Annotated in this window: 13 protein-coding genes; 6 read left to right on the top strand and 7 right to left on the bottom strand. The window is 70.7% G+C overall.

Translation table 11 applies throughout. From position 1 onward, the window contains the following. The first annotated feature begins 167 nt into the window (after window positions 1–167). A complete protein-coding gene (locus IEY55_RS16605; RefSeq protein ID WP_189058824.1) occupies window positions 168–1,415 on the top strand; it encodes a S1 family peptidase in 1,248 nt (415 codons plus the stop codon). 470 nt (window positions 1,416–1,885) lie between these two features. Here the strand turns inward: IEY55_RS16605 and IEY55_RS16610 are convergent, their stop codons facing one another. After that, window positions 1,886–2,044 (bottom strand): hypothetical protein, encoded by a 159-nt coding sequence (locus IEY55_RS16610; RefSeq protein ID WP_189058826.1) that lies wholly within the window; start codon window positions 2,042–2,044, stop codon window positions 1,886–1,888. Between the two features lie 177 nt (window positions 2,045–2,221). On the opposite strand from IEY55_RS16610, the gene mutA reads away from it, so the two are divergent. The 4 genes from mutA to IEY55_RS16630 all read left to right on the top strand — a co-directional run bounded on the left by mutA (window position 2,222) and on the right by IEY55_RS16630 (window position 8,559). After that, entirely contained in the window at window positions 2,222–4,105 is a 1,884-nt protein-coding gene (mutA, locus tag IEY55_RS16615; RefSeq protein ID WP_189058828.1) for a methylmalonyl-CoA mutase small subunit, read from the top strand. Further along, on the top strand, window positions 4,105–6,324 hold the full coding sequence (scpA, locus tag IEY55_RS16620; protein WP_189058830.1) for a methylmalonyl-CoA mutase: 2,220 nt from the start codon (window positions 4,105–4,107) through the stop codon (window positions 6,322–6,324). Before mutA ends, scpA begins: the two co-directional genes overlap by 1 nt. A gap of 1 nt (window position 6,325) precedes the next feature. Beyond that, a complete protein-coding gene (meaB, locus tag IEY55_RS16625; protein WP_189058832.1) occupies window positions 6,326–7,309 on the top strand; it encodes a methylmalonyl Co-A mutase-associated GTPase MeaB in 984 nt (327 codons plus the stop codon). A 236-nt stretch (window positions 7,310–7,545) separates the two neighbouring features. Next, window positions 7,546–8,559, top strand: a complete 1,014-nt coding sequence (locus IEY55_RS16630; protein WP_189058834.1) for a Rieske (2Fe-2S) protein — start codon at window positions 7,546–7,548, stop codon at window positions 8,557–8,559. Here IEY55_RS16630 and IEY55_RS16635 read toward each other — a convergent pair. The 5 genes from IEY55_RS16635 to IEY55_RS16655 all read right to left on the bottom strand — a co-directional run bounded on the left by IEY55_RS16635 (window position 8,523) and on the right by IEY55_RS16655 (window position 11,909). Continuing rightward, a complete protein-coding gene (locus IEY55_RS16635; protein WP_189058836.1) occupies window positions 8,523–10,145 on the bottom strand; it encodes a hydroxysqualene dehydroxylase in 1,623 nt (540 codons plus the stop codon). The genes IEY55_RS16630 and IEY55_RS16635 overlap by 37 nt on opposite strands. Then, window positions 10,142–10,873, bottom strand: a complete 732-nt coding sequence (locus IEY55_RS16640) for a class I SAM-dependent methyltransferase (RefSeq protein ID WP_189058838.1) — start codon at window positions 10,871–10,873, stop codon at window positions 10,142–10,144. Before IEY55_RS16640 ends, IEY55_RS16635 begins: the two co-directional genes overlap by 4 nt. Then, window positions 10,870–11,187, bottom strand: coding sequence for a lycopene cyclase domain-containing protein (locus tag IEY55_RS16645; protein WP_189058840.1), 318 nt, complete (start codon window positions 11,185–11,187; stop codon window positions 10,870–10,872). Before IEY55_RS16645 ends, IEY55_RS16640 begins: the two co-directional genes overlap by 4 nt. Further along, window positions 11,184–11,573, bottom strand: a complete 390-nt coding sequence (locus tag IEY55_RS16650; RefSeq protein ID WP_308424767.1) for a lycopene cyclase domain-containing protein — start codon at window positions 11,571–11,573, stop codon at window positions 11,184–11,186. The genes IEY55_RS16645 and IEY55_RS16650 overlap by 4 nt, the downstream gene beginning before the upstream one ends. An 81-nt stretch (window positions 11,574–11,654) precedes the next feature. Beyond that, window positions 11,655–11,909, bottom strand: coding sequence for a hypothetical protein (locus IEY55_RS16655; protein ID WP_189058842.1), 255 nt, complete (start codon window positions 11,907–11,909; stop codon window positions 11,655–11,657). Window positions 11,910–12,359: 450 nt separating this feature from the next. Here IEY55_RS16655 and IEY55_RS16660 point away from each other — a divergent pair, with 450 nt between their 5' ends. After that, complete coding sequence (locus IEY55_RS16660) at window positions 12,360–12,935, top strand: PepSY domain-containing protein (RefSeq protein WP_189058844.1); 576 nt, start codon at window positions 12,360–12,362, stop codon at window positions 12,933–12,935. Window positions 12,936–12,961: 26 nt separating this feature from the next. On the opposite strand, the gene IEY55_RS33225 is transcribed toward IEY55_RS16660, so the two are convergent. Continuing rightward, on the bottom strand, window positions 12,962–13,270 hold the full coding sequence (locus tag IEY55_RS33225; RefSeq protein ID WP_444543292.1) for a P-loop NTPase family protein: 309 nt from the start codon (window positions 13,268–13,270) through the stop codon (window positions 12,962–12,964). Between the last annotated feature and the right edge of the window lie 92 nt (window positions 13,271–13,362).

Here is a 13,362-nt window from a genome sequence, read left to right on the forward strand (position 1 = left end):
TCACCGCGACCGCCGGGGACCGATCCCGGGCCGCAACCACTGAACCGAATCCGCCCCTGTTCCGTAGACCAAAACGTGACCTGCTGTGGGCGCGGTGCACCGGAAGCGATGCACCGGCGACAACCCGCGGGGTCGGATTCGTGACGTCGCGTCGAGGAGGCAGCCGGGTGGGTCGACACCGGTACAACCGCAAGGCCGTCGTGCCCCTAGCGGGCACGCTCGCCATGCTCACCGGGATCGCGGTGGCGGTCGCGGTGCCGCAATGGGGCAACGCCGAGCCCGCGCCGGTGGCCAGCGGGTCCAGCCACCAGCCCAGCAACGCCGCGAGCCGGCACCGGGCCCAGGTCCCGGCCGAGATGCTCTCCGCCCTGCAGCGCGATCTCGGCCTGACCTCCGAGCGCGCCCGTCAGCGGCTGGACGAGGAGGACCGGGCCGGTGCCACCGTCTCCACGCTGCGCGGCACGCTCGGGGACGCCTACGCCGGGGCATGGTTCGACGCCGGCCGCAAGCGCCCGGTCGTGGCGATCACCAAGGCGGACCTCGCCGGGAAGGTGCGCTCGGCCGGCGCCGAGCCGAAGGTCGTCCAGCACACCATGGCGAGCCTGAACACCGCCAAGACCAAGATCGACCAGTGGGGACCCGCCGAGGCGCCGTCCGCGGTCACCGGTTGGTACGTCCAGCCCCGCACCAACAGCGTCGTCGTGGAGGTCAACCGCGCCCGCAAGGACCAGGCCACCCAACGGTTCCTGGCCAAGGCACGGGCCAGCGGCACCACCGTCCGCATCGTGGAGACCGATCACGCACCGCGTCCGCTGTCCGACGTCGTCGGCGGTAATCCCTTCACCTTCGGCGCGGCCGGCGGCCAGGGGGGCCGCTGCTCCATCGGGTTCGCCGCCACCGGCCGCAACGGGCAACGGCACTTCCTCACCGCCGGCCACTGCACCGAGACCGGCGGCCCGGCCATCGGCGCTGACGGCCAGGAGATCGGGCGGATCAGCCGCAGCGTCTTCAACCGGCTCGGGGACTTCGGACTGGTCGACGTCACCAACAGGTCCTCCCGGCTGATGCCGGGCGTCAACCACTACGACGGGCGAGCGATCGCCGTTCGCGGCGCACAGGTTGCGCCGGTCGGGTCCTCGGTGTGCCGGTCGGGCTCCACCACCGGTTTCTTCTGCGGCGAGATCCAGGCGTTCAACCAGACCGTCAACTACGGCAACGGCAAGGTCGTCAGCGGGCTGACCCGCACCAGCGTGTGCGCGGAGCCGGGCGACTCCGGCGGTTCCTTCATCAGCGGAAACCAGGCCCAGGGCATGACTTCCGGCGGCGACGGGGACTGCAAGCGCGGCGGTACCACGTTCTTCCAGCCCGTCGGCAAGGCGTTGCAGACGTTCGGGCTCACCCTGGCCACCCAGTAACGATCGCAATACCCTGCGGTGACACGGAAACACCGCAGGGACACGGCAACCAGGGTGTGTCAGCAAGACCGTGAGCCGCGGGGAGCGTTCCACCCTGACGTCCCTGCGATGCCACTCCTCGGCTCCGGGCTACGACCGCGCCGCCCCGCCATGCCTTCCTACCGGGTGTGGTGGACCTGGCGGGGCGCCGGTCGTGGCGTTCTCGTTCGCCGGGACAGCCGCACCGCCGTTCACAGTGGCAGGAGCCGTTCGGCGTTGTGGTGCGCGATCCGCTCCTTGTCCGGGTGCTCACCGGAAGCTGATCCAAGAAGGTGCGCGCTTGCTGCGTCGATCCGTAGAGGTGGTCGGTGGAGAACATGATCCGGTCCGCACCGACCTGAAGCAGCAGGTCGAGGAACGGAGCTGACCTTCCCGAGGGAGATGACAGGGCTGGATCGCCGGGTCGGCGCCTCCCTGAGGGAGAACGTCCACTACACCGTGTCGCACAAATGTTCGACGAGCCCGGTCAAGCCCGCCGCCACCGGATGCGCGCGAGCCGCCTCGAACTGCCCGGTGAGCTGACGCCCGGGACCGGCCAGAAACGCCGGGGTCGCGTAGTGCTCTTCGAGAGCGATCGTCCGTAGTGCCATCCCGGTTGCTCCCCCCGGCTCCCCCGAAATGTGAAGGTGCACCTCCATCATGGAGACCACCTCCAGAATCCCGCCACGGGGGAGTGGGTCCTCACCGGCAGCCACTACTCATCGCTGGCAGTGACCACCGACACGTTGAACGATCTCACCCGGTGAGGGCATGGGACTATCCGGGACATGACGGTGTCGTCGGACGAGTTCACCCTGGCCGCTGACTTCCCGGCGGCCAGCCGGGACCAGTGGCGTGAGCTGGTACTCGGCGTGCTGCGCAAGTCGGGAGCGGTCGATCCGGACGGCACCGACACCCCGCGGGAGCCCGAGGAGCTGCTCGCCACCACCACCTACGACGGGGTCACCGTCGCCCCGCTCCACACCGCCGAGGATCCGCTGCCCACCACCGGGCTGCCCGGGCTGGCGCCGTTCGTGCGCGGCAGCCGCCCGCAGGGCGCCGTGGTCGGCGGCTGGGACGTCCGGCAACGGCACGCCCACCCCGACCCGAAGGTGACGCGGGAGGCGGTGCTCGCCGACCTGGAGAACGGCGTCAGCTCGCTGTGGCTGGCCGTGGGCGACGGTGGCCTTCCCGCCACCGCCTTGCCCCATGTCCTCGCCGAGGTCTACCTCGACCTGGCCGGTGTCGTGCTGGACGGCGGCACGACCGGCCCGGCCGCCGCCGAGGCCCTGCTGGAGCTGGCTCGCTCCCGCGGCGCCGACCCGGCCCAACTGCGGGGCGGCCTCGGCCTCGACCCGCTCGGGCTGGCCGCCCGTACCGGCGGCGAACCCGACGTGGCCATCGCCACCACCTGGGCCACCCGCTGTGCCACCGAGCTCGGCGGGCTGCGCGCCCTCACGGTCGACGGGCTGCCGTACCACGAGGCGGGCGGTAGCGACACCGAGGAGCTGGGCTGCACCCTCGCCGCCGGCCTCGCCTACCTGCGTGCCCTCACCGACGGAGGACTCGACCTCACCACGGCACTGCGGCAACTGGAGTTCCGCTACGCCGCCACCGCCGACCAGTTCCTCACCATCGCCAAGCTGCGCGCTGCCCGGCGACTGTGGGCCCGCGTCGGCGAGGTGTGCGGCGCCGAGGAAAGCGACCGGGCCCAACGTCAGCACGCGGTCACCTCGCCGGCGATGATGACCCGTCGTGACCCGTGGGTGAACATGCTGCGCACCACGGTCGCCTGCTTCGCCGCCGGTGTGGGTGGGGCGGACGCGGTCACCGTGCTGCCGTTCGACACCGCCCTGGGCCTGTCCGACGACTTCGCCCGTCGCATCGCCCGCAACACCCAGTCCCTGCTGCTGGAGGAATCCCACGTCGCCCGCGTGATCGACCCCGCGGGCGGCTCCTGGTACGTCGAGCGGCTCACCGAGGACCTCGCCAGCGCCGCGTGGGCGTGGTTCACCGAGATCGAGCGGGCCGGCGGCCTGGCCCGCGCCCTGGCCGACGGGCTGGTGGCGCGCCGGCTGGCCGCCACCGCCGCCCGCCGCGCCGACGAACTGGCCCACCGCCGCGACCCAGTCACCGGGGTCAGCGAGTTCCCCAACCTCGACGAGGAACTCCCGGCACGCACCCCTGCCCCGCCCGCCCCGGGCGGTGGGCTGCCCCGCCTGCGCTACGCCCAGGATTTCGAGGCCCTGCGCGATCGGGTCGACGCCCACACGGCCACCACCGGCAGCCGGCCCGCGGTGTTCCTGGCGACCCTCGGCCCGATCGCCGCGCACACCGCTCGCGCCACCTTCGCCGCCAACCTGTTCCAGGCGGCGGGCCTGGCCACCCCCACCAGCGGCCCGGCCACCGACCCGGCCGAGATCGCGGCGGCCTTCACCGCCAGTGGCTCCACCGTGGCCTGCCTGTGCGGAGCGGCGAAGACCTACGCCGAACTGGCTGCCCCGGTCGCCCGCGCGCTCACCGAGGCCGGCGCCCAGCGGGTCTGGCTGGCCGGCAAGCCCGGCGACCGGGCCGCCTCGGACGCGGCTGCCGGCGTCGACGACTACGTGTTCACCGGATGCGACGCTCTCGGCATCCTCCGCACGACCCTGCACGACCTGGGAGTGGCCTGATGCCGCACAGCCTGATTCCCGACTTCGGTGACGTCGAGCTCGGCCCGGCGCACGGCACGACCGATCCCGACCGCTGGCGTGCCGCGCTGCGGGACACCACCGGTGAGGACCCCGCGCAGCTGGTGTGGGACACCCCGGAGGGCATCGCCGTCAAACCGCTCTACACCGCCGATGACCTCACCGGACTGGACTTTCTGGGCACCTACCCGGGAATCGCGCCCTACCTGCGCGGGCCGTACCCGACGATGTACGTGACCCAGCCGTGGACGGTCCGCCAGTACGCGGGCTTCTCCACCGCCGAGGAGTCCAACGCCTTCTACCGGCGCAACCTTGCCGCCGGCCAGAAGGGCCTGTCGGTGGCCTTCGACCTGGCCACCCACCGCGGCTACGACAGCGACCACCCGCGGGTGACCGGCGATGTCGGGATGGCCGGGGTCGCCATCGACTCCCTCTACGACATGCGGCAGCTCTTCGACGGCATCCCGCTGGACAAGATGAGCGTGTCGATGACCATGAACGGCGCCGTGCTCCCGGTTCTGGCCCTCTACATAGTGGCGGCCGAGGAACAGGGGGTGGCACCGGAGAAGCTGTCGGGGACCATCCAGAACGACATCCTCAAGGAGTTCATGGTCCGCAACACCTACATCTACCCGCCGCAGCCGTCGATGCGGATCATCTCCGACATCTTCGCCTTCACCTCGCAGCGGATGCCGAAGTTCAACTCCATCTCCATCTCCGGCTACCACATCCAGGAGGCCGGGGCCACCGCCGACCTGGAGCTGGCCTACACCCTGGCCGATGGCATCGAGTACCTGCGGGCCGGCCGGGACGCCGGGCTGGACATCGACGCCTTCGCGCCGCGGCTGTCGTTCTTCTGGGCGATCGGCATGAACTTCTTCATGGAGGTCGCCAAGCTGCGCGCGGCCCGCCTGCTGTGGGCCAAGCTGGTCAAGGGGTTCGGGGCCACCAACCCCAAGTCGCTGTCGCTGCGCACGCACTGCCAGACCTCCGGCTGGTCGCTGACCGCCCAGGACGTGTTCAACAACGTCGTGCGTACCTGCATGGAGGCGATGGCCGCCACCCAGGGCCACACCCAGTCGCTGCACACCAACGCACTCGACGAGGCACTGGCGTTGCCCACCGACTTCTCCGCCCGGATCGCCCGCAACACCCAGCTGGTGCTGCAGCAGGAGTCCGGCACCACCCGGGTCATCGACCCGTGGGGCGGCAGCGCCTACGTCGAGCGGCTCACCCACGACCTGGCCCGCCGTGCCTGGGCGCACATCCAGGAGGTGGAGGCGGCCGGCGGCATGGCCCGTGCCATCGACGAGGGCATCCCCAAGATGCGCGTGGAGGAGGCCGCCGCCCGTACCCAGGCCCGCATCGACTCCGGCCGGCAACCGGTCATCGGTGTCAACAAGTACCAGGTGGCCGCCGACGAGGCGATCGAGGTGCTCAAGGTCGACAACAAGACCGTGCTCGCCCAGCAGATCGACAAGCTGCGGCGGCTGCGCGCCGAACGCGACGAGCCGGCCTGCCGGGCCGCACTGGAGGCGCTGACCCGCGCCGCCGAGGCCGCCCAGCACGGCCGCCGCGGCCCCGGGCTGGAGCAGAACCTGCTCGCCCTGTCGATCGAGGCCGCCCGCGCCCGGGCCACCGTGGGCGAGATCTCCGATGCCCTGGAGAAGGTCTACGGTCGACACACTGGGCAGATCCGCACCATCTCCGGGGTCTACCGACAGGAAGCAACAGGCGTGGACACCGTCGAACGTACCCGCAAGGCCGCCGAGGAGTTCGAGCGCGCCGAGGGTCGGCGTCCCCGCATCCTGGTCGCCAAGATGGGTCAGGACGGGCACGACCGCGGCCAGAAGGTGATCGCCTCGGCGTTCGCCGACCTCGGCTTCGACGTCGACGTCGGCCCGCTGTTCCAGACGCCGGCCGAGGTCGCGCGGCAGGCCGTGGAGGCCGACGTGCACATCGTCGGCGTCTCCTCGCTGGCCGCCGGCCACCTCACGCTGGTACCGGCGCTGCGCGAGGAGCTGGCCGCGCTCGGCCGCGAGGACGTCCTCATCGTGGTCGGCGGGGTCATCCCACCGCAGGACCACGACGCGTTGCTCGCCGCGGGCGCCACCGCCATCTTCCCGCCCGGCACCGTCATCCCCGATGCCGCGGAGAAGCTGCTGCAGACCCTGTCCGGCCGGCTTGGACACACCGTCTGACATGTCGGGCACCATCGACGTCCAGCAGTACACCGACGGGGTGCGCGCCGGCTCGCGGGCCTGGATCGCCCGCGCCGTCACCCTGGTGGAGTCCCGCCGCCCCGACCACCGCGACGCCGCCCAGCAGCTGCTCGTCGAGCTGCTGCCCCACACCGGCAAGGCCCGGCGGGTGGGCATCAGCGGCGTGCCCGGGGCGGGCAAGTCCACCTTCATCGACACCCTCGGCACGCTGCTGACCGGCCGGGGCCACCAGGTGGCGGTGCTGGCCGTGGATCCCTCGTCCACCCGCAGCGGCGGCAGCATTCTCGGTGACAAGACCCGGATGAGCCGGCTGTCGACCGACCCGAACGCCTTCGTCCGGCCGTCCCCGACCGCCGGCACGCTCGGCGGGGTGGCCAAGGCCACCCGGGAGACCATCGTGGTCATGGAGGCCGCCGGCTACGACGTGGTGCTGGTCGAGACCGTGGGCGTCGGCCAGTCCGAGGTGGCCGTGGCCGACATGGTCGACACCTTCCTGCTGCTCAGCCTGGCCCGCACCGGCGACCAGCTGCAGGGCATCAAGAAGGGCGTGCTGGAGCTGGCCGACGTCATCACCGTCAACAAGGCCGACGGGCCACACGAGCGCGACGCCACCCGCGCCGCCCGCGAGCTGGCCGGCGCGCTGCGGCTGCTGCGCTCGGCCGACGCCACCTGGCACACCCCGGTGCTGACCTGCAGCGCGTTGCAGAACGTCGGCGTGGACCGGGTCTGGGAGAACGTCGTGCGGCACCAGGAACAGCTGTCGGCGTCCGGGGAACTGGCCGACAAGCGGCGTCGCCAGTTGCACGGCTGGACCTGGGCCATGGCCCACGACTGGCTGCTGCAGGAGCTGCACGAGCACCCCACGGTGCGCGCGCTCGCGCCCGAGCTGGACCAGCAGGTCGCCGAGGGCAGCCTCACCCCGGCCCTGGCCGCCCAGCGCATCCTGGCCGCCTTCCACGAGTGACGCCCGGGTCCGCCGGCTGCGGATCCGCTTACCGCCCCCCACCCACCGGTCACCGAGACCCCGCTTTCGTGATCTTGCTCGCCCGCCACAAGATCAATGAGACTGGAAACTTAGGGGGTGGGCTTTGTTGATCATCCCCGTGAAGCCATCACGGGGCCACCGGCGTGTGGCCGGTGGGATCGGGCGATCAGCCCTACGGTGGGCATGCGCGCAGCCTTCGCCGAAGGGAGTCGCCCATGTTCGGTTCCCCTTCCCTCCGCCGCCACTGGCCGCTGCGGTGGTTCACCGCCGCGCCCTGGGCGGAACAGCGGCCGACTTGGCGGGACGCGAAACCCTCGCTCATCGAGGCGGCACTCAAACGGGCCCAGGCACGACCGTCCGGGAACTGGTTCGTACTGGCCGCCAGCAACGAGATCCGCGCCGAACGGCCCTTCGCCCGCACCGTCGCCGGCCACGAGATCGTGGCCTGGCGCGACACCGAAGGCGCGTTGCGCGCCGGCCCGGGCGCCTGCCCCCATCTAGGCGCGCCGCTGTGCGACGCAGTTGTCCATAGTGGAAGTTTGGTGTGTCGGTGGCACGGGTTGGCGTTGGGGGAGCGGCGAATCGCCTCCTGGCAGCCCTTCCCAACCCACGATGACGGCGTGCTGGCCTGGATCCGGCTCGACCAGGTCGGTGCCGAGCAGCCCACACCACAACCGCTGCTGCCGAAGCGTCCGGGTGCGGGGGCGATCGCCGCCGTGGCCACGATGATCGGCCGCTGCGAGCCGGAGGACGTGGTGGCGAACCGGCTCGATCCGTGGCACGGCGCCTGGTTCCACCCGTACTCATTCGCCAACCTCACGGTACTTTCCGCCCCACCCGAGGAATCCGACCTGGCGGCGGATGCCGACCGCATGCTGGTGCGGGTCACCTTCCGGCTCGCCGGCCGGGTGGGGGTACCGGTGGTCGCGGAGTTCACCTGTCCCGAACCACGCACCGTCGTGATGCGCATCGTGGAAGGCGAAGGCCAGAGCAGCGTGGTGGAAACCCACGCCACGCCACTGGGGCCCACACCCGACGGCACGCCGCGGACGGCGGTGATCGAGGCCAGCGTGGCACATTCCGAGCGTCGCGGCTTCGCTCTCGCCCGACACGCAAGCCCGCTGCTACGACCCGTCATGCGCTGGGCCGCCCGGCGGCTGTGGCGGGACGACCTTGCCTACGCCGAACGTCGCTACGAGCTACGTACCACCGGACGCTGGCCCGGTTGAGCCGCTCCGAACCGTGGCACCCGGCCCAGCCGGGACGCCAGCGTCCGCAGCAGCCGGACCCGGCCCGTGGTGGGCACACTCCACACCGACTCACCCTGGACGCCCCAGCGCGACAGCAACGCGTTGGCGGCCAGCACACCACTGGTGGCCGCGCGCTCCATCAACGCCACTGGCAGGTCCACGCGCACCAGGTCGCCGGCCAGGACCAGGAAGTCCTCGGTGGTACACACATCGGGCCGTCGGGAATAGCTGCCCGGAGGGAAAAGTGGGCAGTCGGTGCGCCACTCGTGGCGCTCGTCGATGGTGTGCGCGCCGGCGGTCTCCGGATACACCTGGTGCAGGTGCCGGACCAACTCCCGGCGCGCCCACGCCTTGTCCGTTCCCTCGGGAAGGGCGTAGGCGTGGAGTTCCACGACCGAACCTCGATGCTGCCTCGCCCATTCCCGGGCTTCCCGCTCGTAGCGGTCGAGCACGCTGACGTTGTCCAGGATTCCGAAACCGGCGGTCCCCAGGAACGCGGGACGGTCGGCGCGGATGGGGCGGTCCAACCACAACCGGGAGACCAGGAACGGTGGAGCCGAGCCCAGCGCCGCGATCCGGGCTCGCCACTCAGGGTCGCCGAGGTCCGGGGACGCCGCACAGACCGCCTGAAGCCCGCGAACGTTCAGTGCCAGCACCACCGCGTCCGCGTCGATCGCCTCGCCGTTTGCGGTCCGTGCCTGGTAACGGCGTGGCCCGCTGTGCGTGACCGCGGAGACGACGGTGCCACTGCGGACAACCGCGCCGTTGTTCTCCAGATGACGACGCAACGGGTCCCACAACACCTGCCCGAACGGGCCGGCGGCGGTGTCGAAGACCAACCCTTCGGCGGAACCGAAGAAATAGATGTGGAACATGGTGGCCAGCTCGGCGGCCGAGAGCTGTTCGGGCGGGACGAAGAAGCTCCGGGAGAACACCGACAGCGCGAGGTGGCGCGCGGTGGCCGGGAACCTCAGTGCGCGCAGGTAGCTGTCGGCGTCAAGCCCGTCGAGCCTGTCGTAGACGCGGGGAACCGCGACGTCCAGCAGCAGAAGGGCTGCCCGAGTGTCCACCCGGGCGAGGTCCTGCCAACGGAACGTTGGTGTGCGCAGGAGGAATCCCAGTGCGTTCCACGGAGGAGTGCGCGGAACGCGGGAGAAGCTGTCGCGGTGGCCGTCGGCGTGCAGTAGGGGATAGTCCCGCAGATCGATCAAACCGGCCGCCGCGGGATCCGCACGGCGCAGCAGGCGACGCAGGTTGTAGTACTGACGGAAGAACGCGTGGAACCCGCGGGACATGGTGACAGTGCTGCCACTGGCAAGTCGCGTCGACCAACTCCCGACACGTCCGCCCAGATAGGACTCGCGCTCGCACAGTACGACCTCGACGCCACGTTCGGCCAGGACGGTGGCCGCCGACAGACCGGCGATCCCGCCACCGGCCACAACGACCCGGGGCCGCCGGTCGAGATGCTCGGTGTCGGCACGCCCCTCGGGGCCGGGCAGATGCACCGCACGCCGATCCCGGCCCGGTCGGAGCGTCCCGCCGCGTCCGCGACACCACCTCATCGCGTCACCTCCGGTTGTGGTTGGCACGCCACGAATGTGTGCACGATGCCCCGCTGCCACCCGGTCACCGGCGAGACGTCCACCGGGTCGAATCCACAGCCGAACAATCGATTTCGAAATGTCTGCACACCGTCGAAGCTGAGCACGCTCCGCCACAGGTAGACGAAGAGTCGAGGATCGCGCGCCACGACCGTTCCCAGCGGGACGATCACGGACCAGCACACCACAGTCCACACCAGACGGTGCCACCATGAGTCGCGGACCGAATACTCGTGCACCACCAGCTGCCCGCCCGGCCGCAACATCCCGCGCAGCCGGCGCAATGCCCTGTCCGGATCGTCGAGGTTGCGCACCAGGTAGGCGGCAAAGATCACGTCGAACGGGGCGTCCATGTCGGCTTCGGCGAGCTGGCCGGCGCTGGCGTGTACGAACCGCACATTGTCCGGCCACGTCTTCGCCCGGGCGCGGGCCAGCATCCCCGCCGAAGCGTCCACCCCCACGATCTGGGCGGCCGGGGCCACCGCGAGTAGAGCCGCCGTGGAAGCTCCCGTACCGCAGCCCAGATCCAGGATCCGGAGCCCGGATCCGGGGCCGGTGCGGGCCCGCAAAGCCGACATCCTCAGGTGGCGGTGGTAGCCGGGGTTGGCCCCGACGAGAAGGTCGTAGCCGCGTGCCGCGGCGTCGAAGGCACCTGGTACCCAGGCCCGGGGGACCTTCGCCGCGGTCACCGTGCGTCCTCCCGGATCCGGGAGGCTTCCCACAACACCAGCGTGGCGGTGACCATCGCGAAGCTGAACAGGAAGTCCTCCACCGGGATGTCCCAGGGGGCGCGGACACCGAGGATGGCCCAGTCGGCATACTGGACGATCGGCGCGCTCAGCTTCGTCAGCCACCCGTCGACCGGGACCTGGAAGGCGAACACGATGCCGAGGCTGAGCCAGTAGGCCCGCCGGCGGAACAACCCGGTGCGCAGGACCAGCAGCTCGAGCAGCACGACCAGCACCGCGACGACGATTGCGGCAATGAGGTACTCCGGGCTCATGACGTTCCGCCCACGCCGAAGCCGGTCAGCGGTTGCGGACGCCGGTCGAACAGGCCACTGACAGCCTCGTAGGTCAGCAACGCGCATAGCGGGATGACCACGAAGAAGACCAGCTCCTCCACGGGGAGACCACCGGGGAGGGTGACACCGGTGACGAACTGTGGGTTGAAACCCCAGTGGCCGCGGACGAAGCCGATGAGGTCCCACGCCAGGAAGACACCGATCACCGGAAGCAACGTTCGCGCCAGGCGCTCGGGACGCCGGTAGACGCCCGCACCCAAGAACTCCAGCGGCAGGGTGATCAGGACGCAGCCCGCCATCAGCCACAGGTACTCGAAACCGTCGCTGCCCACGAACGCCTCCCTCGGCTCGACGACCTGGAACACGCCCGCGGCCCAGCTTTCCCCACCGCTCCGACCGACGCACGACAAGTCCCACGGCGGGAGGTATGAGCCGGCCCGACCCGGTCAACCAGGTGTCGTCGAGTGTGTCGGGATGAACGGTCGTGGCGTTGCGGCCTGCTCGGCGTAGGTCGCACGCACAGCGGCCAACGCGGTGTCGACGTCGACGCCGAGCCCCCGCGCCCGGCCCGCGAAATCGTGCGTGGCCCCGGTAAGGGGATCGGGCTGGCCCAGCGTCTCGGACGCGGCGGCGCGGGTTCCCCAGCAACGAGCAGTGTGCAGCACGCCGGTGGTCGCCAGCTCGCAAGACGCCCGCGCCACGGCGCCGGGGGCGAGGCCGAGGTCGCGTGCGAGCGGACAGTTCGTGGGATCTTCTGTGCCTATAGTTTCAGTGATGACAAGAATAACCTTCTTCGGCGCAGCGGCTCGAGACCAAGCAGAACAAGGACAACAAAGGCCGCCGCAACGTGCGGTTCTGCGGATGGTCTACGGAAGCGCGGGCGGGTCACAGGTCTTGTGGGCCAGTCGGGCTGGACGCAGGGTACCGCCGTGCTCGAACTCGAAATTGGGGATCTCGAATGCTTCGTAACTTTCCGAATTCACTCGTTCAGTCTAGTCCCGAAGATCGTTCTCCCCATCGATCCTGTCCTCGCACGACATGATTCGGCAGTTCACACTTTGAGCGGAGCCCGTCCGTTTCTGTCACCCGGGCAGGGGATCACCGACACAACCCGACACATGCTCGGGGCGCTGAGGGGGTAAGACTGGATCATGAGGAAGGGAACCCGTGCGAGCCTGTTGATCGTCGCCGCCGTGGCCACCGTTGCCACCGCGTGCGACCGAGGCGGGACGCCGCCCGCCGGGCAGGACCAGCCACCCCCACCCACCGTCACCACGACCACCCCGGAGACGAGGACCCGCGGGCAGGACGACGGAGCCGTCGAGGTCGCGCGGGCGCTCCGCACAGCCGCCGGCGCCCTCCCCAACGGCCGGGCGTTCGACCTGGAGCAGGAAACCCGGAACGGCGAGCGGGTCTGGGAGGTCAAGGTCGCCTCCGAGGGCCGTGAGTTCACCCTCGACGTCTCGGCCGACGGCACCCAGGTGGTGTCCCGGGACGAGGACAACGACCCCGACGACGATGTGCAGAAGGTCGCCCAGACCCAGGTCGACGCCGCCACCGCGGCGGAGTCCGCCGCCGAGCGGGAACGTGGCCGGGTGACCGATGTCGACCTCGACACCCTCGGCGACGGAACCCTGGTGTGGGAGGTCGACCTCGTCCGGCAGGACGGCGCCCGAATCGAGGTCAAGATCGACGCCCGCACCGGCGACGTCACGCAGAACCGTTAGCAGCCGGCACGAGGGACGAGCCGGGGTCAACCCGCGCGTTGCACCCGCGGCTCGTCCCAGACCGGAGCCTCCGTCTCCATCACGCGCCCGTCGGACCGGAACAGCAGGTAGCGGTCACCGAAAACAACTCCAGGTCGAACGCCTCGGTCAGCCCGATCAACCGGAGCTGACCAGCAGCACGCCCTTGCCGGTGCGGACGGGCTGCCCTCCAGCCAACGCTTGCCCGGGACGTAGAGGTAGTTGTCCGGCTCGTCGAGCAGCAGGACCTGCTCGGGGCCACGCAGCGACGCCTCCAGGACGAGCCGTTTCTGCTCACCGCCGGACAGCGTGGTCACCCCGGGCCCGGTCGTAAGGCACGCCGTGCCGCTAGGACACAAGCACGCATCAAGAAGCATCCCGGCGTCCCCTGATGTGGTCCGCCAGCTGC

The organism is Longimycelium tulufanense (assembly GCF_014645795.1).
Classification (GTDB): domain Bacteria; phylum Actinomycetota; class Actinomycetes; order Mycobacteriales; family Pseudonocardiaceae; genus Longimycelium; species Longimycelium tulufanense.